An 18,389-nucleotide genomic window follows, 5' to 3' on the forward strand; every position below is an offset into this window, starting at 1 on the left:
GCTTTTTTATAATTTTTAATTTTTCTCAATTAACCATTAGTTTAAAAGCTTTTCCCCCTACATCTAAACACCTTCGTTTCAATTTTTCTAAATCATTTTCATTGGGATTATAAGCATATAATTTTGCCTCAACAAAAAGCTCATGATGAGAATTAAGTAAAAAAGAAAATACATTTTCACCCTCATTGTTAAGTATAAAAATATGAATTCCAAATACAAAAAGAGTCCCCTCTCTTTCTGGTTCAAATAAAATTTCTGGAATTATGCAATAATCTGTTTTTTCCTTTTTCATCTTAATCTCATTCCCAAGTCTCACCATATCATTGTTAAAGAATTCAAACTGACTTTCTCCCATTAATTTACCCGGATTAAACAAATTTTCATTTAAAAGTATATTTAAATTCACATCTCTTTTCAAATTTTCAGCAAATTTTTTTGACAATAATGTAGACCAAGTTATAGTGTCAATTGATCTAGTTATAGTTGGGTAAATGATGAATGCTGACTCTTTATATGAATTTATAAATGCTTGATCAAAGTCTGATTTAGGTCTGAATCCTGGATTACTTATATTTTTATTAAAAGTGTTTAATTTAGAACTAACAGCTTGTTTCTTAACACCAAGGTCAATTAATATTACATTATCTAAAAAAATACTTATATTTCTGGTTCCTAACTCAAAACTTAATTTATGATATGGAAATACTGTAAAAACATCAAACTCAATACTTATTTTTCTCCATTCAGTAGTCGCATTTTGTTTATAGTTATTCGCCCCTAGAAAATTTATCCAGTTTCCTCCATTCTCACCTAGAAAAACACCAAAAGTGCGATTTGAATTTGCTTTGATATCAAATGAAAGTTGATATGAATGCTCAGGTACCAATGAGAAACCCGCCTGCACCAGCTGCACTTCATATCTCTGATTTCCAGAGCTAAGTATCTGGTAATTACATTCGGAATTTATAACAGTTGCATTAGCCTCTATATTGTCCCCTTGCCATGTTGACCAAACATTTGCAGGCGGAAGTCCATCAACAAAAGAAACAATGTTAGTTGTTAAACTGAAGTCTCCGTCAGTTAAAATATTTTGTGAATAGCTTGTAATAATTGTACATAGGATGATACAAATGAAGATTGGATTAATGTATTTTGTTTTCATAATGTCTCAAGTTTAATTAACATTTGCCATAAATTTATTTCAAACAACCTCTTTTCCCTATGAGATGAATCAATTTAGTTAATGACCATAATCATTTATTTACTTCCTGATCCTCGTTTTTATTATGAAAACAATATTTTCATTTCACCATTATCATTAATATATTTTTTTGGATTGATACATCTTGAAGAAAAATTAACTTTTATTGAAAAGTTAAAATCCTAGAAAAATAAACTAATGAGGAAAATAATAAGCATAAAAAAAGCCTCCTAAAAAGGAAGCTTTTAAACTTAAGTGGGCAATGAGGGATTCGAACCCCCGACCCCCTCGGTGTAAACGAGGTGCTCTGAACCAACTGAGCTAATTGCCCTAAGCGGTTGCAAATATAGCATCTATTTTCATTCTGGCAAAGGTTTTTCTACTAAAAACTTATTTTATTTTACTTTAAATTCTTCAAGAAAAAAAAGGCAACTACAATTAGTTAAATTTCAATACTTTAAAAAATGAACATTAAAAAAAATGTAGGTTTAAGTCTAAACATAAATGTAAAATTTTCTAAATAACTTCAGCAACAACAAAAGTGCTTCCTCCAATAAATATTAAATCGTTGTCTGAAACTGCTTTTAATGCATTTTTATATGCTTCATCTACCGATGTATAAATACTTCCATTTAAATTATATTCAGATGCTTTTTCTTGTAAAACTTCGGCTGGTAATCCGCGTGGTATATTAGGTTTACAAAAGTAATAAATTGCATTTTTTGGAAATAAAGGCAAAATTGAATTCAAATCTTTATCATTAACAACTCCTAAAACTAAATGTAAATTATGGTATTTTTCTTCTTTTAGCTGTTTAAAAACATAATCTAAACCTTCTTTATTATGACCTGTATCGCAAATTGCTTTTGGATTTTGTTGTAAAACTTGCCATCTTCCTAACAAACTGGTATTCTTCACAACATTTAAAAGTCCGTTTTTAAGGTTTTCTTCAGAAATAACAAACCCTTTTTCTCTTAAAAGATAAACCGCCTGTACCGCTGTTTTTACATTTTTTAATTGGTAGCTTCCTTTTAAATCCGTTTTGTAATTTTCTGTTACTAATTCTTCAGCTAAATAAATAGGCGCTTTATTTTCTGAAGCTATTTTTTCAAAAACTGAAAATGTTTCCTGTTGAAATTCCCCTACAACTAAAGGTATATTTTCTTTTATAATCCCCGCTTTTTCAAACGCAATTTCAGGCAAAGTTTCACCTAAAAACTGTGTATGATCAAATCCTATATTGGTGATTACTGAAACTTCAGGATTTATAATATTGGTAGAGTCTAACCTTCCGCCTAAACCTACTTCAATTACAGCAATATCAACTTTATGCTTCGCAAAACAATCAAAAGCCAAGCCTACTGTCATTTCAAAAAAAGAAAGCTTGTGCGTAGCTAAAAATAAGTTATGCTCTTTAATAAAATTAATTACATCAATTTCTTCAATTGGTTCGCCATTAATTTTAATACGTTCTCTAAAATCTTTTAAATGAGGCGACGTATATAAACCAACCTTGTACCCTGCTTCTTGTAAAACTGAAGCTAACATATGACTTGTAGAACCTTTTCCGTTGGTTCCTGCCACGTGAATGGTTTTAAACTTTTTTTCAGGAAAATTTAAATGTTTAGCTAAAGCTAAGGTATTTGTTAAATCCTTTTTAAATGCGGTTTTTCCTTGCCTTTGATACATTGGCAACTGAGAAAACATCCAGTCCAGTGTTTCTTGATAGTTCATTAAAATTATTGAGATAAAGTAAACCTATATTTAATAGTCCCTATTTGTTTTGAAGGTGCTTTTGTTGGTTGCCAAGTAGTTTTTAAAGCAGCTTCTTTAGCTTGCGACAATAAACAAGCCGCCGTATTGGTTGAGCCTTTTATACCTGGTGTGGCTTTTATTACCCTTCCTTGTGTATTAACTTCAATTTCTACAACTACCAAACCTTCTTCATTACAAATATAAGCTGGTTTTGGCCTATTCATAGGTTTTCTATTTCCTAATTGATAATCTCCACCACTTCCTGTTCCTCCATTACCATAATAACCACTTGCATTTGGATCACCTGTGATTTTCCCTTTATCTCCGGACTCATTATCATCTCCTTCTCCACCTGTTGCGGTTCCATCAGCATTATTAATGCCACCCATCATAGCATTTATTTTTTCTCGCTTTGCAGCTTCTTCTGCTTTTTGCTTGGCTATTTCAGCTTGTTTCTCTTTTTCAATACGTTCTTCTTCTATGCGCTTCTTCTCAGCTAGAGCATCAGTCTTCTTTTTTTCTTCTGCCGCCCTATTAATTGCTATAGATTCTTCTGTTTCTTGTGTAGCAACTTCTTCTGTTATTTCAGTTTCTTCTTCGGTTACTTCTGGTTCAACTTGCTCAACAACTTCTTCTATAATTTCTTCTTGTTCTTCTTCAATTATTTCTTCGGAAGCAGCTTTTAGTGGTGCTTCTGGTTGAATATCTCCCATTCCAACTGTTGATGTTCCAAAATTTACCGCAATACCATATTCTTCCGGAGGATCTAAATAGTTTAATCCAACAAAGAAAATAAGCACCAATAGTAAGCTCATAATAACAGTTGTTATTGCGGCTGATTGTTTCTTATGCTTTGTATCTAAAAAATGAGACATACTTATTTGGGTCTAACCGCTAAAATTACTTTAAACCGATTACGATTTGCAATATCCATTATTTTTACTGCTTTTTCAATTGGCACACCTTCTTCTGCTCTTAAAACAATGGTAGGACTATCTTTTCCTGATAACTTTACTAACAAGTCTTGCTCCAAATTAACTTCATTAATCTTTTTATTATCAATATAGTAGTCCAATTTTTTAGTAATAGTTACCGAAGTTGATTTTTTATTCTCGGTTTTACCACTTGCTTTCGGTAACAAAATATCTAATGCACTTGTTGTTACCAAGGTTGAAGTAATCATAAAAAAGATAAGTAATAAAAAAACAATATCCGTCATAGACGACATATTGAAATTTGGATTTATTTTATTTCGACCTCTAATATCCATCTTAAATAGGCTCGTTTAATAAATCTAAAAATTCAACCGATTTTGCTTCCATTTCGTAAACAACCTTATTGGTACGCACCACTAAATGGTTGTATTGTATGTATGAAATAATACCAACAATAAGCCCTGCAACAGTAGTTGTCATTGCAGTATATAAACCGTCAGAAAGCATTTTAATATCAATCTGCCCACCTGCATTTGCAATTTCGTGAATGGCGACAATCATACCTACAACAGTTCCTAAAAACCCAATCATTGGCGCTGCACCGGCAATAGTTGCTAAAACGGGTACATTTTTTTCTAATTTATAAATCTCTAAACGTCCGGCATTTTCAATCGCTGTGTTAATATCTTCCAAAGGTTTTCCAATACGTGAAATTCCTTTTTCAATTAAACGTGCTGCAGGAGAACTAGCTTGCGCACACAACATTTTAGCAGCATCTAATTTCCCATGAGAAACGTGGTCTTTAATTTGATTCATAAAATTACTATCTGTTTTTGAAGCGGCTTTTATGGCAAAAAAACGTTCAAAATAAATATATAATGCAACGGCCAATAACACTACTAAAATTGCAATTATTATTTGTCCGCCTATACCACCATCCATTATTAGCTTATAAATAGACAATGTTTTTTCTTCGGAAATAGTTTCTTCAAGCATGTCACTTGAATCTTGTAAGACTGTTAATAGCATACTAAATTTTTAATTTAATTTTAAAACGAAAATACTGATTGAAAATTGTAATTAATAATTTTAAATAAAAAAAACCAAGAAATAATTCTTGGTTTTTTTATTTGTTTTATAAGATAGCCCGCATTCCCATAAATGCAATGGAACCAACTACAAAGCCAATTGCTGCTAGCCAACTAATTTTTTTGAAGTACCAGAAAAAATCAATTTTTTCCATTCCCATTGCAACAACTCCAGCTGCAGAACCAATAATTAACATACTACCTCCTGTACCTGCTGCAAAAGCAACAAAATGCCATAACGGACTATCAACTGGTTCTTGAAACATACCCATACTTGCTGCTACTAAAGGTACATTATCTACAATTGCAGATCCAACACCTAATAACATTACAACAACATCAGTATTAGGAATAATTGTTTTTAAGGACTCAGCACCTAAAAATAACATTCCTAAAGATTCTAAAGCTGCTACTGCCATTAAAATTCCGAAGAAAAATAAGACACTTGGCATTTCAATTTTCCCCAAAGATTTATGAACAGGGCTATGAAAACCTTCTGAATCATCTCCATCAGTATCAACTACATGTGAAATATTGAACTGAGACCTACTGTAAATTTCAGCAAAAACACCAACTACAGATAAAGACAACATCATACCTACATAAGGAGGTAAATGTGTAACGGTTTTAAAAATTGGAACAAACATAATTGCACCTAAACCTAAATAAAGCATTATTGGTCCGTATTTATTTGTAGTTTTATCTTCTTTAACAATTATTGTATCTATTTCACCTTGAAATGGTTTCATAAATGAAGCAATAAATGTAGGTACTACCATACATAAAAGTGCTGGTATTACTAAATACTCTATTAATTTAGCGGTGGTTACTTTTTTACCAATCCAAAGCATTGTTGTTGTAACATCACCTATTGGAGACCAAGCACCACCTGCGTTTGCAGCAATTATAATTAAACCTGCAAACCATAAACGTGTGTTTTTATCGTCAATAATTTTTTGCAGAATTGTAATTAAAACAATGGTAGCTGTTAAATTATCAATAATTGCAGAAAGTATAAAAGCTAAAGCTGTAAAAATCCATAATAATTTCTTTTTGTTCTTAGTTACAATGTAGTTTTTAAACGTTGCAAAACCGTCAAAGTAATCTATAATCTCAACAATTGTCATTGCTCCCAACAAGAAAAATAAGATCTCTGCTGTTTTTCCTAAATGATGTAATAACGTTTCTTCTAATAGGTGATGTTTTTCTTCACTAGAAAAACTCGAGAATCCTTCAATTAATTTATGTGCTCCAGAATCAAACCAGTTCGGAAAACTATCAATTCCAAAGGCAACTAATGCCCATAAAATAGCCATCATAGCTAAAGCTGGAATTAATTTATCTAGTTTTAAATTATGCTCTAAAGCAATTGCTAAATATCCAACTATGAATATTAGTATGATCAGTGTTTCCATTAAATATTAAATTATTGTTATTGTAAAAATTATTTCCAAAGCTAATAAAAATAATAAAACCTACTCTGAAATATTAAATATTTTACCAGAACTGTGATCTTTTGCTGCTCCTGTTACGCTACTTAAACAATTCACCTGATTTTCAGACCTTAAAACACCTAATAAAGCAAAAATCAAAGCTTCTTTATTATCAATAATTTCTTCCGAAGGAATAATAATAGTACAATTGGTTGCTTTTTTTAATTCACTTATTAAAAAAACATTAAAAGCACCACCTCCTGTTGTTAATACTTTTGAACTATTTGAATTATTTAAGCTATTCGATATTTGTATTACACTATGGGCAATAAATGTTCTTAAAATATCAGCTATATTTAAATGATACTTTTGAATTATTGGAAATATAGTTGTTGTTACAAATTCAAATCCTAATGATTTTGGAATAGACGCTCTATAAAATGGCAAATTATTTAATTCTTCAAGTAAGTTTTCATTTATTTTTCCTGAACGTGCTATGTCGCCATTGTTATCAAAATCGAAGCCTAATTGTTTTACATAATGGTTCATTACAATATTTACTGGGCAAATATCAAATGCAATTCTTTCTTTATTTTTTTCGAATGAAATATTTGCAAAGCCACCTAAATTTAAACAATATTCATAATCTGAAAACAATAATTGATCGCCAATAGGAACTAACGGAGCTCCTTGCCCTCCTAAATTAACATCTTGCGTTCTAAAATCGCAAATAACTTTTAAACCCGTTGTATCTCTTAAAGTTTCACCATCTCCAATTTGCAATGTATAGCCCTCATTAGGCTTATGAAAAATAGTATGCCCGTGAGATGCTATAAAATCAATTGCTGATATATGATTTTTTTCAACAAAAGTATTCACAACTTCGCCTAAATAATTTCCATAAGAAATATCTAGTTTTTCAATTTCTTCTTTTGAAGCAGAAAATGCATTTCGCAAATTATTTTCCCATACTGTTGAATAAGGAATGGTTTCAGCTTGTATTAATTTGAAATCATATTTACCTTCTTTTTTAAAAATTCGAACAAAAATAATATCTACCCCATCTAAAGACGTTCCTGACATTAGTCCAATAACATTCCAACATTTTATATCCATTTCATATTTATTTACGTTTTCTTACAGTTTACATATTTAATAAAATTTTATTGAAAAAAGACTTATATTTACTATATCTTAAACTTTTATTTATAACTACTACTAATTATGGATTTTAATTTAACCGAAGAACAACTAATGATTCGCGATGCCGCACGCGATTTTGCACAAACTGAGTTATTACCTGGAGTAATTGAACGAGACGAAAAACAACAATTCCCTGCTGAACAAATAAAAAAAATGGGAGAGCTTGGTTTTTTAGGAATGATGGTAGATCCACAATATGGTGGTAGCGGATTAGATACCGTATCTTATGTGCTAGCGATGGAAGAAATTTCAAAAATTGACGCCTCAGCCTCAGTTGTTATGTCGGTAAACAATTCACTTGTATGTTGGGGTTTAGAAAAATATGGTAGCGAAGCCCAAAAACAAAAATATTTAGTGCCATTGGCCAAAGGCGAAATTATTGGTGCCTTTTGTTTGAGTGAGCCTGAAGCAGGTTCAGATGCTACTTCTCAAAAAACAACTGCCATTGATAAAGGTGATTATTATTTGGTAAACGGTACAAAAAACTGGATTACCAATGGTAACAATGCAAGTGTATATTTGGTAATTGCACAAACCGATGTTGAAAAAGGACACAAAGGTATAAATGCCTTAATTCTTGAAAAAGGAATGGAAGGTTTTGAAATTGGTTCCAAAGAAAATAAATTAGGTATTAGAGGTTCAGACACGCACTCTTTAATGTTTACCGATGTGAAAGTACCCAAAGAAAATAGAATTGGAGAAGATGGTTTTGGGTTTAAATTTGCAATGAAAACTTTAGCCGGTGGAAGAATTGGAATTGCTTCACAAGCTTTAGGAATTGCTTCGGGAGCTTATGAACTGGCTTTAAAATATTCTAAAGAACGTAAAGCTTTTGGAAAAGAAATTAGTAAACACCAAGCAATTGCCTTTAAATTAGCCGATATGGCAACTCAAATTGAAGCGGCTCGTATGCTGTGTATGAAAGCTGCTTGGGAAAAAGATCAACATTTAAATTACGATTTAAGTGGCGCTATGGCAAAACTGTATGCTGCAGATATGGCCATGAATGTTACTGTTGAAGCTGTTCAAATTCATGGTGGTTATGGCTTTGTAAAAGAATACCACGTAGAACGTTTAATGCGTGACGCAAAAATTACACAGATTTATGAAGGTACTTCTGAAATTCAGAAAATTGTAATTTCAAGAAGTATTTTAAGCGATTAAATAATTTTATTGGGCGTGCCGGCAATAAAAATTGCCGTCGCGTCTTCCGCTATATCTTTTGCTAAAAAAAGCAAAAGGATGCCGCTTCAACCGCTCACGCATTACACCTTTTTAATCACATAGGTAACTATACCCCAAACTATCAATTCGTTTTCTTCAGTTACTTTTATAGGTTTAAAAGCCTTATTTTCTGGCATTAAAAAAACTTGTTCTTTTTCAATTTTTAGTCTTTTTATGGTAAATTCACCATCAATCATGCATACAGCAATTTTACCATTTCTGGTTTCTATACTTCTGTCAATCACCAATAAATCACCATCTTCAATATTGGCATCAATCATCGAATTTCCACGAACGCGCGCATAAAAAGTGGCATTTTCGTTTTTAATTAACTCTTTATCTAAACTTATTCTAACTTCCTTAAAGTCTTCCGCAGGAGAAGGAAAACCCGCTGCAATATCTTGATTAACAATTGGTCTTTCAATTGTATGTGAAGTTTCAGGAATGCAAATTGTTATATTTTTAAAATCTTTTAGTTTCTTCAATTGCATTTTATTTCAATTATTTCATTAATTGCGGTGGTATATCTGGGCGATAAATATTCTTGCTTCATTTTCCACGTTTTATCTAAATCTTGATTTGCAATTTTAATTTTAGGACTTCTGTATTTTAAATTTACCGTATCTATTACTTTCATAATAGATTTATGCTTTGGATTTTCATCATTAAACAACGAAAACTGGTGGTCTTTTTCTGGCTTAATTCCCATAACAATTACACCTGCTTTTTTATAATTAAAGCCTTTTTTATACAATTGTGTAATTCCTTTAATTGCAAAGTTACAAATTGTAATACTTGAATTTGTGGCATAAGGTAAATGCACCACTATACCTACATTTCTTTTTACATCTGAATAACTACTTGTTCTTAAAAACACATATAAATAGCTACATTCAGAACGTTGCCTTCTTAATTTTTCAGCACAAGAATTTGCAAACGTAGCAATGCGTTCTTTTATGGGCTCAAACTCTTTTATTGCTTTTTCAAAAGTTCGGGTAGTGGCAATATTTTGTTTATCCTTAACTGCTTCAAATCCAATAACAGCTTTACCTGATAAATCTTGTTTTAAACGTAAACCTACAACTGAAAATTGTTTTCGCACATAAGCATCGGGTAACTTTGTAAACTCGTAAGCTGTGTTAACTTGTCTGCTTTTTAACTTTTCTGAAATACGCCGCCCAATTCCCCAAACATTTTCAACTTTGGTCCACTTTAAAGCTTTAATTTGCTGTTCTTCTGTTGAAATAACATAAACTCCTTTTGTTTGAACAGTATATTTTTTGGCGATTTTATTGGCTACTTTTGATAGTGATTTTGTGGGTGCAACACCAATACTTACCGGAATTCCAACCCATTTTTCAATGGTGGTTTTTATATGAAGAACATAGGCATTTAATTCTTCTTCTTTAATACCATCTAATTTAAAAAAAGCTTCGTCAATAGAGTACACTTCAATAGCTGGTGTAAATTCTGATAATACATTCATAACTCTTGTACTTAAATCGCCATACAAAGAATAGTTAGAAGAAAATACGTGAATCTTATGATCTGCAAATACTTTTTCATATTTAAAAGCTTCGGCTCCCATTGGCACAAATTGCTTAGCTTCACTACTTCTCGCAATTACGCAACCGTCATTATTAGATAAAACCACAATTGGTTTACCTATTAAATTGGGTCTAAAAATACGCTCGCATGAAGCATAAAAACTATTACAATCTAAAATTGCATACATCACTTTTAAATTTCTACAAAATTAGAAAGAAAATGCATAGTAAATAAAAAAATACAAATATAATTAATGAATGAATGTTTATTTATATATTTGCACAGCAATTTTAATAAAAAATATGGCTCGAAAAATAGATGAAGATAAATTAGCGCGTATTAAACAAGCTACCATGAAAACCATTGTAGATGTTGGAATTGAGAAAGCAACCATTGCTATGATTGCTAAAAACGCGAATGTAAGTGGTGGTTATTTATACCATTTATACACTGGTAAACAAGCTTTAATTAATGAATTATATTTAGATAAAATAAACTCGTTAAATAAAGAATTAGAGTTTTTAATTGGTTTAAACCAAACAAGCGTTGCATCTATTTTACAAGCATTTGTTCAAAATAGAATTGTTTATGCTCAAAATGAACCCGACGGGTCTAAGTTTTTTTATCAATTACTTCATAATGATAATTTTGTTTTAAATGATGAATTAAAAGAAAACAGTGTTTTACTAATGAAAACTATCAAAACAATTGGTGAGCAAACAGGTGAAATTGCAACAAACATTAGCCTATTCCAAATACAATACCATATCATTATATATGTGGTTGATTATTTGCACTTCAAAAGAAAAAACTTTTTAGGGACTGAAGCATCTGTAAATATAGAGGTTGACTATTTAGTAAATAATATTTTAACAATTTTAAAAAAAGATAATTAACAATGTCACGTGACAAATTAAAAAGGGTTTTAAAATCAACTTTGAAAAAATCCGTGCCTGCACTTTTATTATTAAATGTATTTATAATGAATGCACAAGAGCTTAGTTTAAAACAAGCATACGATTTAATGCTCAGTTCAAACGGAGATTTGAAGGCTTCTCATTATGAAAGTCAAGCTGTTGAAGAAGAAGGAAAAGCTATGAAAGGCTTACGATATCCTTCCGTTAGTGTTTCAGGAACGTATTTAACTCTAGATCAAGATATTGCTATTGATTTAAATCCAGTACAAGATATTATTGGCGGTATTATTGGCGGACTTCCTCCGGGAGGATTAGGTGATTGGAATGTTACGCTACAAGAACGGAATTTTGGGTTTGCTGCAGCTAATATAACTTGGCCAATTTTTGCTGGTGGTAAAATTAATGCTGCTAACAAAGCTGCTGAAATAAAAACCAACATTTCAGAAAACCACCATCATCTTAAAGAGGATACGTTTACAGTAAGTTTAATAGATTATTATTTTAAACTGAAACTTGTAAAACAAGCACATGAACTATTTAGTAATGTTCTTGAAACAGTTGAAATACATAATGAACACGCTCAAAAACTATTCAATAACGGTATAATACCTGAAGTTGAAACTTTAAATGCAAAAGTTGCTTTATCAAATGCTAAACGAGAAGTATTATCGAGTCAAAAAGATGTTGCGCTTGCAAAAACTGCTATTCAAAATTTAGTAGGAGGTAGTAATTTTGATGTTGTCTCCACTAAATTTATGACTCCAATAATTTTGCCGCCTTTACACGAATTTCAACAAGAAATGTTGCAAAACAATAAACAACTACTACAAATTGAGCAAAATTACGAATTAGCAAAAGTAGGTGTTAAAGTAGAAAAGAGTGATTATTTTCCAAAAGTAGGGTTGTATGGAGGCTATTTATTGTGGACTGACAATTTACCATTAGTTGAAGATTATAAATATTTGGCTGGTATTGGTGTAACTTGGGATGTTTTTGACGGACTTAAAAGAGAGCATAAAGTAAAAGCATCTAAACACAAGGTTTCTCAAGTTGAAGAAATTGAAAAACAAGCGCGTTTAAATATTCTTACATATACACAAAAATTATATGGTGAAATTCAAAAACAACAAGAGCAATACGAAAGTTTAAATGCTGATGAAGCTTTAGCTGAAAAGTTAAAATTTATGAGAACACGTGCTTTTGAAGAAGGCACAGGAACTTCCTTAGAAGTAATTGATGCTACTTTAAAATTAAATCAAATTAAACTATTGAAATTAAAAGCATTGTACCAATATAATGTTACCTATGGAGAATTAATGGTTCATTTGGGGCAAACAACAACTTTTATAAATCAAAACTAAATTAAAATGAAAAATTCAAATAATATAAAATCTCTTGTAAGCATTGTTGTAGTTACCATATTAGTACTGGTTAGTATTTGGCTATTAAATAAACCTAAAGAAGTTGTGTTTCAAGGAAGAATTGAAGCTAAAGAAATATATCTTTCGGCTAAAATTCCTTCACGTTTAAAAACAACAGAAGTTAAAGAAGGCGCAAGTGTTTTAAAAGGACAGCTACTTGCTACCCTTGAAAGCCCAGAAATTGATGCAAAAGAAAGACAAGCTTTAGCTGCTAGAGATGCTGCAAATGCACAAAAAAACAAAGCAACAAACGGAGCTAGAACTGAAGAAATAAATGCGTATAAAAGTGTGTATGAAAAAGCAACTGTAGGTGCAGATTTAATGATAAAATCATACAATAGAATTGAAAATTTATATAAAGATGGCGTAGTTTCTGAACAAAAAAGAGATGAAGTGTTGGCTAAGAAAAACGCTGCTTTAAAAGATAAAGAAGCGGCTTACAATCAATATCAAATTGCTTTAAAAGGTGCCAGAAAGGAAGACGTAGCCGCTGCAGATGCAATGGTAAAAAGAGCTGAAGGGGCATTAGACGAATTAGAAAGTTATAAAAGTGAACGCTTAATTTCTAGTCCAATAAATGCTGAAGTATTAAATTTTTTACCTGAAGAAGGTGAATTAATTGGTGCAGGATATCCTGTAGTACATTTAGTTGATCTTACAAACTCTTATGCAATTGTAAATGTAAAAGAAACAAGTTTGTATAATTTTAAAAAAGATTCAGAATTTACTGCAACGATCCCTGCATTACAAAATAAGGCTGTAACATTTAAAATATATTCTGTAGCTGCTTTAGGAGATTATGCCACTTGGAATGCAACAAAATCTACCGGAGATTTTGACATTAGAACATTTGAAATAAAAGCTTCACCTGTAAATACAGAAATTGAATTGCGCCCTGGTATGAGTATTTTAATTGATTCATCTCAATTTAAAAACTAAAATGGAGTCGTTTTTATATATAATTAAACGAGAATTTAGAATGCTTTTCTATAATAAAGCTATATTTATTTTTTCGGTTATATTACCTATTATTTCTATACTTTTTTTTAACACACTATTAAGTAAAGGAGTGCCCAGAGATTTACCAATTGCGGTAGTAGACCTAGATAACTCTGCATTATCAAGAAACTTAATAAGTCAATTAGATGCAACGCCTGAATTAAAAGTAAATTTTAAACCTGTTAGTCAATTAGAAGGTGAAAATTTAATTAAGGAAGGGAAAGTTTACGGATTAGTTACCATACCTAAAAACTTTGGAAGCGATCTTAAGCGAGGAAAACAAACAAAAGTTATCAATCAGTATAATAGCAATATATTGTTAGCTTCTGGTTTAGAAAATAAAGCTTTTAGAAAAGTTGTTGGTACACTTTCAGCAGGTGCAAATATTCAAAAACAAATAGCTAAAGGAACAAATATAAACCAGGCAAAAGCTAATTACCAACCTATAACTTCTGGTAATCATATTCTGTCAAATCCATACACCAATTATTCCTACTATTTAAACTCTGGTTTTTTAACTTTATTTCTACAAATATTTGTGATTTTAACAACCATTTATTGTTTTGGAGCAGATTTAAAATACAGTAAAGGAGAAAAAATTTATACGATTGCAAAAGGAAACCTACTAGTAATTATTTTGGCAAAAACGTTACCATATACTTTATGGTTTTTATTTATAGGAATCGTAATGTTGTATAGCATGTTTGTATTTCAAGATTTCCCGCTCTTTGGAAATAAACTAATTATACTGTTATCGTTACTATTATTAATAATTTCAACACAAGCATATTCTTTATTTTTTATAGCTATAAGCAAAAGTTTTAGAGAAGCTTTAACCTTTGGGTCAGGATTTGCTGCCGTTAGTTTATCTTTTTCAGGAATCACATTTCCAATCTTTGGAATGCCTAAAATAATGCAATGGCTGAGTCAAATTTTTCCGTTTACACACTTTTTTGAATTATTTGTTGATCAAACACAACGTGGAATTCCAATATATTATTCTGTAAAATCAATAAGCCTATTAATTGTACTAACCATAGTTCTGTTAGCTATTAGCTACAAAAAATTAACCGTTTTATTTAAGCAAGGTTCATTTATTCAACGCACATAAATATGAAATCATTTTATAAAAAATATCATCGTGCTCAAATTTCATTTTGGAATACTGTTACTTCTGAATGGAATGCTGTAAAATTAGATAAAGCTGTAATAAGTACATTTATATCTGTAGCCTTTCTTATTTTAATAGTTTATACAGCTATTTATTCTAAAGAAATAGTAACTGAAGTTCCTGTAGCAATAGTAAACCAAGATGCTTCAAAAACAAGCAGAGATTATATTTCAATGCTTAATTCTTCGGAAGGAATAATTACCAAAACAAATTATGCAGATTTAGAAGAAGCTAAACAAGATTACTATTCAAAAAAGGTAATGGGAATTGTGATTATTCCTAAAGGTTTTGGAAAAGATATCAGAAGATCTCGACAAACAACAGTTACAACTTATGCAGATGCTTCAAATATGATTTTTTATAAAAGAGTTCTACAAGATGTTTCTGTTACAACCGGGTATTTTAATGCAGGTATTGTCATCAAAAAAAATATGGCACAAGGAGAAACAATTACTCAAGCACAAGCAAATTATGCTCCTATACAACCCATTTCAACAAGTTTATTCAATACATCTTCAGGTTACGCAACCTATATAACGCCAATTTTAACAGCTTTAATAGTTCAATTAGTATTGTTAATGGGAATAGGACTTATTAATGGAACGCAACAAGAAGACAAAAAAGTTTTGAAAAATTACCCTAGAATACTTCATAAAAGAGGAACAATTCCAGTATTATTGGGTAAATCATTTGTATATACCTTAATGTTTTCAATAATATTACCAATACAAGTTGGTATTGTTTACAGTGTTTTTTCAATACCCGTAAGATCATCCATATGGATAATCCTACTATTTTCTTTACCTTATTTACTATCGGTGGTATTCTTTGGAATTGCTATAAGCTCTCTATTTAAACGCAGAGAAGATTCAATCGTATTTTTAGTCCTTACATCAATTCCCTCATTAATGTTAAGCGGTTTATCTTTTCCTATGGAAGCATTTTCGAAATTTTATCGAAATTTAGCAGAAACAATACCTTCAACACCTGGTATTAACGGATTTGTAAAGTTAACACAAATGGAAGCTACATTTAATGAGGTACTTCAAGAATGGAACCATCTGTGGGTTTTAACAGTTGTCTATTTCATACTTGCTGCAATTACACTAAAAATTCAAACAATAAAAGAGAAAGAAAACTTAACAAAAAAAAACTCACAATAGTCTGAGGTTTTTTTATTGTATTAGATTCTTCATTTTAAACTCTGTAAGTATCAGCCTTCCAATTTTGAATTGCTTGTTTAATTTCCTTCTCGCTTAGTCCTTCTTTTTCAGCTTTATGAGCTAAATCTACAAACTCTTCATCTGAAGCAAATCGCAAACCTATAATTTGTCTAGTAGATAGAAAATTACTCATAGCCTTACCTGTCAAAATAAAATACCTTAATTTTTCTTCCGCTCGAATAGCTCTATCTTGTGCTTTTAAAGAAAAACTTCTCAAATAGAATGCTAAAAGCAACAAAATAAAAGAGTTCAAAACAAGCAAAGATGAAGTATAAAACGTATCATTACTTGACTTTGCTAAAGCCATAATAGAGCCTATAACCAATGCCATAATGGCTAAAAATGTAAAGCCATGAAAACCTATTACAATTTTACTGTGATTTTGAAAATTTTGACGTTTCATAATATCTTATCTTTTTGTTATATATAAAGTTAGTAAAATAATCTTAAACGTGATTTATACCTTTTCATTTTAATCTATATTATTCAATAAAATAGAGTATAAATTCATTAGGTAGTCTTTAATTACTATAAATTAGTCTTAAGTTTTATTAATTATTAGGGCGTTCCCTACGGGTCGTGCTTTCCGCTGTATCTTTTTTACAATTCCACTGCGTTATATTGTAAAAAAGGATGCCGCTTCAAACACTAACGCAGGTTTATATCAATAAACAATTGATAATTTATATATTAGTAGTTAATATCTAGAACAAGTGAATACAATAAAAAAATCGAGAATAACAAGCTAAATAGTAGATTTTAAATGTAATACCTTATATATAATCCACTTACTACTACTTTTAGAACTTTCAATAATTGTATTTTTTAGTTACTCCACAATGGTATTCCTACAAAAAAGATTACAAATTTAAGCGGCTCGTTTTATCTTGTTTTTTAATAATCTTCTTTCTGTTTCTAAAGGAGTTAAATAACCAAGTGTTTGATGTATTCTTTTAGTATTGTACCAAAGAATGTAGCCACTAATTTCTTGATGTGCTTGAATAAAATTATTAAAGTATGTCCTATAAACTAATTCACATTTAATCGTTTTAAAAAAGCTTTCAGCGACTGCATTATCCCAACAATTCCCTTTTCTACTCATACTTTGGGTTATTTTTTTATTAGTATTAAATATAGATGTCATTTTATCCGCAGCGTATTGGATCCCTCGGTCTGAATGGAAAATAAAATCATCTGCGATATTTCTGTTTTTTCTAGCTTTTACCCAAGCCTTATAAACAGTGTTTTTTACTGTCATATCATTACTTAAAGACCATCCTATAATTTTTCTATCCGCTAAATTTATCATTGTTGTTAAGTAAATCCATCTATTTTTACATCTTATGTAGGTAATATCGGAGACCCAGACCTTTCCTAATTCCTCAACCTTAAAATTCCTATCTAAAACATTTGGACTAATATTATATTTATGATTAGAGTCAGTAGTAACTACATATTTTCTTTTAGACTGGCTCCTTATTCCCATTTGTTGCATAAGTCTTGAAATATATGATGGATGATAATTATAGCCCGCTTTAGCTAAGATTTTAGTAATTTTATAACTTCCATATACTTTACGATTTTCTATCCATATCTGATTAATTTTAGCTTTAAGTATTTTTGTTTTAGAGATCTTTATTTTGTTACTATTTCTTTGCCATTGATAATATGAATTTCTACTGATTCTTAAAATTTCACACATCTTCTCAACAGGGTAATTGGTTCTATATTTATTTATAAACCTGTACTTTTCCTGTCGTTCTTGGAGAAGATACTCACCGCCTTTTTTAAGATATCTCTCTCCATCTCAGCATCTCTAAGACGCCTTTTCAATTCTCGAATCTCTTTTTCTTCTGGTGTTAAGCTTGGAGTTCCTGAGCCAGTAAAAGATTCTTTGTTTGATAAATAGGATCTTTTCCAACCACGTATACTTACTGGATGGACACCATATTCTTTTCCCAAATCTTCTGCAATATGACCTGAAAGCATCAATTCTACTAACATAACTTTAAATTCCTTGTCGTACCTTTTTGTTTTACTCATAATTCAAATATATTAATTTATGAGCTGTTTTAACTGTAACTATAAATGTAGGTATTCCACAACTTAATGACTTAATCAACTATTATCTCTTACTTTAAAGCCCAATAAAAGCAATAAACCTTAAGTTTTTGACAAAAAAAAACCTTCAACGTTTAAGTTGAAGGTTTTTCAAAAGAAAGGCGGTGACATACTCTCCCACCATAGTGGCAGTACCATCTGCGCTGATAG

The 18,389-nt window shown here is 30.6% G+C and carries 17 protein-coding genes and 1 tRNA gene; 6 read left to right on the forward strand and 12 right to left on the reverse strand.

Annotated features, from left to right (window positions below):
- Positions 1-25: 25 nt before the first annotated feature.
- The 8 genes from CHB67_RS09240 to CHB67_RS09275 all read right to left on the reverse strand — a co-directional run bounded on the left by CHB67_RS09240 (position 26) and on the right by CHB67_RS09275 (position 7,528).
- Entirely contained in the window at positions 26-1,162 is a 1,137-nt protein-coding gene (locus tag CHB67_RS09240; RefSeq protein ID WP_089381471.1) for a carbohydrate binding domain-containing protein, read from the reverse strand.
- 295 nt (positions 1,163-1,457) lie between these two features.
- A tRNA-Val gene (locus CHB67_RS09245) sits at positions 1,458-1,532 on the reverse strand.
- Between the two features lie 185 nt (positions 1,533-1,717).
- Positions 1,718-2,935 carry a bifunctional folylpolyglutamate synthase/dihydrofolate synthase gene (locus CHB67_RS09250; protein ID WP_089381472.1) on the reverse strand — a complete coding sequence of 406 codons (1,218 nt, stop codon included), beginning with the start codon at positions 2,933-2,935 and terminating at the stop codon, positions 1,718-1,720.
- A 5-nt stretch (positions 2,936-2,940) separates the two neighbouring features.
- Positions 2,941-3,831 carry a hypothetical protein gene (locus CHB67_RS09255; RefSeq protein WP_089381473.1) on the reverse strand — a complete coding sequence of 297 codons (891 nt, stop codon included), beginning with the start codon at positions 3,829-3,831 and terminating at the stop codon, positions 2,941-2,943.
- A 2-nt stretch (positions 3,832-3,833) separates the two neighbouring features.
- Complete coding sequence (locus tag CHB67_RS09260) at positions 3,834-4,226, reverse strand: ExbD/TolR family protein (protein WP_089381474.1); 393 nt, start codon at positions 4,224-4,226, stop codon at positions 3,834-3,836.
- 1 nt (position 4,227) lies between these two features.
- Positions 4,228-4,920, reverse strand: coding sequence for a MotA/TolQ/ExbB proton channel family protein (locus tag CHB67_RS09265; protein ID WP_089381475.1), 693 nt, complete (start codon positions 4,918-4,920; stop codon positions 4,228-4,230).
- A 106-nt stretch (positions 4,921-5,026) separates the two neighbouring features.
- Positions 5,027-6,394 (reverse strand): sodium:proton antiporter NhaD, encoded by a 1,368-nt coding sequence (gene nhaD, locus CHB67_RS09270; protein ID WP_089381476.1) that lies wholly within the window; start codon positions 6,392-6,394, stop codon positions 5,027-5,029.
- A 60-nt stretch (positions 6,395-6,454) separates the two neighbouring features.
- Positions 6,455-7,528, reverse strand: coding sequence for an anhydro-N-acetylmuramic acid kinase (locus CHB67_RS09275; protein ID WP_089381477.1), 1,074 nt, complete (start codon positions 7,526-7,528; stop codon positions 6,455-6,457).
- Positions 7,529-7,636: 108 nt separating this feature from the next.
- On the opposite strand from CHB67_RS09275, the gene CHB67_RS09280 reads away from it, so the two are divergent.
- On the forward strand, positions 7,637-8,779 hold the full coding sequence (locus tag CHB67_RS09280; RefSeq protein ID WP_089381478.1) for an acyl-CoA dehydrogenase: 1,143 nt from the start codon (positions 7,637-7,639) through the stop codon (positions 8,777-8,779).
- Between the two features lie 101 nt (positions 8,780-8,880).
- Here the strand turns inward: CHB67_RS09280 and CHB67_RS09285 are convergent, their stop codons facing one another.
- Entirely contained in the window at positions 8,881-9,330 is a 450-nt protein-coding gene (locus tag CHB67_RS09285; RefSeq protein WP_089381479.1) for a LexA family protein, read from the reverse strand.
- Entirely contained in the window at positions 9,321-10,574 is a 1,254-nt protein-coding gene (locus CHB67_RS09290; protein ID WP_089381480.1) for a Y-family DNA polymerase, read from the reverse strand. Before CHB67_RS09290 ends, CHB67_RS09285 begins: the two co-directional genes overlap by 10 nt.
- A 115-nt stretch (positions 10,575-10,689) precedes the next feature.
- Here CHB67_RS09290 and CHB67_RS09295 point away from each other — a divergent pair, with 115 nt between their 5' ends.
- The 5 genes from CHB67_RS09295 to CHB67_RS09315 are packed head-to-tail and all read left to right on the forward strand — an operon-like array spanning position 10,690 to position 16,058.
- On the forward strand, positions 10,690-11,283 hold the full coding sequence (locus CHB67_RS09295; RefSeq protein WP_217900262.1) for a TetR/AcrR family transcriptional regulator: 594 nt from the start codon (positions 10,690-10,692) through the stop codon (positions 11,281-11,283).
- Between the two features lie 2 nt (positions 11,284-11,285).
- The gene (locus tag CHB67_RS09300) at positions 11,286-12,665 is read left to right on the forward strand and encodes a TolC family protein (protein WP_089381482.1); all 1,380 of its coding nucleotides are present in this window, start codon (positions 11,286-11,288) and stop codon (positions 12,663-12,665) included.
- A 6-nt stretch (positions 12,666-12,671) separates the two neighbouring features.
- Complete coding sequence (locus CHB67_RS09305) at positions 12,672-13,664, forward strand: HlyD family secretion protein (RefSeq protein ID WP_089381483.1); 993 nt, start codon at positions 12,672-12,674, stop codon at positions 13,662-13,664.
- Between the two features lies 1 nt (position 13,665).
- Complete coding sequence (locus CHB67_RS09310) at positions 13,666-14,835, forward strand: ABC transporter permease (protein ID WP_089381484.1); 1,170 nt, start codon at positions 13,666-13,668, stop codon at positions 14,833-14,835.
- 2 nt (positions 14,836-14,837) lie between these two features.
- The gene (locus CHB67_RS09315) at positions 14,838-16,058 is read left to right on the forward strand and encodes an ABC transporter permease (protein ID WP_089381485.1); all 1,221 of its coding nucleotides are present in this window, start codon (positions 14,838-14,840) and stop codon (positions 16,056-16,058) included.
- 34 nt (positions 16,059-16,092) lie between these two features.
- On the opposite strand, the gene CHB67_RS09320 is transcribed toward CHB67_RS09315, so the two are convergent.
- Positions 16,093-16,521 carry a DUF6526 family protein gene (locus CHB67_RS09320; RefSeq protein ID WP_089381486.1) on the reverse strand — a complete coding sequence of 143 codons (429 nt, stop codon included), beginning with the start codon at positions 16,519-16,521 and terminating at the stop codon, positions 16,093-16,095.
- Positions 16,522-16,986: 465 nt separating this feature from the next.
- Positions 16,987-18,161 (reverse strand): IS3 family transposase gene (locus tag CHB67_RS09325; protein ID WP_089381487.1). Its coding sequence is split into 2 segments (ribosomal slippage): positions 16,987-17,912 and positions 17,912-18,161, totalling 1,176 coding nucleotides; the frame shifts between segments, so codons are not numbered across the junction.
- Positions 18,162-18,389 lie beyond the last annotated feature (228 nt).

The sequence above is a fragment of the Lutibacter agarilyticus genome (assembly GCF_900188235.1).
GTDB lineage: Bacteria > Bacteroidota > Bacteroidia > Flavobacteriales > Flavobacteriaceae > Lutibacter > Lutibacter agarilyticus.

Coding starts and splice junctions, on each gene's coding strand:
- CHB67_RS09240 (WP_089381471.1), bottom strand. CDS start 1,162: ATGAAAACAAAATACATTAATCCAATCTTCATTTGTATCATCCTATGT.
- CHB67_RS09250 (WP_089381472.1), bottom strand. CDS start 2,935: ATGAACTATCAAGAAACACTGGACTGGATGTTTTCTCAGTTGCCAATG.
- CHB67_RS09255 (WP_089381473.1), bottom strand. CDS start 3,831: ATGTCTCATTTTTTAGATACAAAGCATAAGAAACAATCAGCCGCAATA.
- CHB67_RS09260 (WP_089381474.1), bottom strand. CDS start 4,226: ATGGATATTAGAGGTCGAAATAAAATAAATCCAAATTTCAATATGTCG.
- CHB67_RS09265 (WP_089381475.1), bottom strand. CDS start 4,920: ATGCTATTAACAGTCTTACAAGATTCAAGTGACATGCTTGAAGAAACT.
- nhaD (WP_089381476.1), bottom strand. CDS start 6,394: ATGGAAACACTGATCATACTAATATTCATAGTTGGATATTTAGCAATT.
- CHB67_RS09275 (WP_089381477.1), bottom strand. CDS start 7,528: ATGGATATAAAATGTTGGAATGTTATTGGACTAATGTCAGGAACGTCT.
- CHB67_RS09280 (WP_089381478.1), top strand. CDS start 7,637: ATGGATTTTAATTTAACCGAAGAACAACTAATGATTCGCGATGCCGCA.
- CHB67_RS09285 (WP_089381479.1), bottom strand. CDS start 9,330: ATGCAATTGAAGAAACTAAAAGATTTTAAAAATATAACAATTTGCATT.
- CHB67_RS09290 (WP_089381480.1), bottom strand. CDS start 10,574: ATGTATGCAATTTTAGATTGTAATAGTTTTTATGCTTCATGCGAGCGT.
- CHB67_RS09295 (WP_217900262.1), top strand. CDS start 10,690: ATGGCTCGAAAAATAGATGAAGATAAATTAGCGCGTATTAAACAAGCT.
- CHB67_RS09300 (WP_089381482.1), top strand. CDS start 11,286: ATGTCACGTGACAAATTAAAAAGGGTTTTAAAATCAACTTTGAAAAAA.
- CHB67_RS09305 (WP_089381483.1), top strand. CDS start 12,672: ATGAAAAATTCAAATAATATAAAATCTCTTGTAAGCATTGTTGTAGTT.
- CHB67_RS09310 (WP_089381484.1), top strand. CDS start 13,666: ATGGAGTCGTTTTTATATATAATTAAACGAGAATTTAGAATGCTTTTC.
- CHB67_RS09315 (WP_089381485.1), top strand. CDS start 14,838: ATGAAATCATTTTATAAAAAATATCATCGTGCTCAAATTTCATTTTGG.
- CHB67_RS09320 (WP_089381486.1), bottom strand. CDS start 16,521: ATGAAACGTCAAAATTTTCAAAATCACAGTAAAATTGTAATAGGTTTT.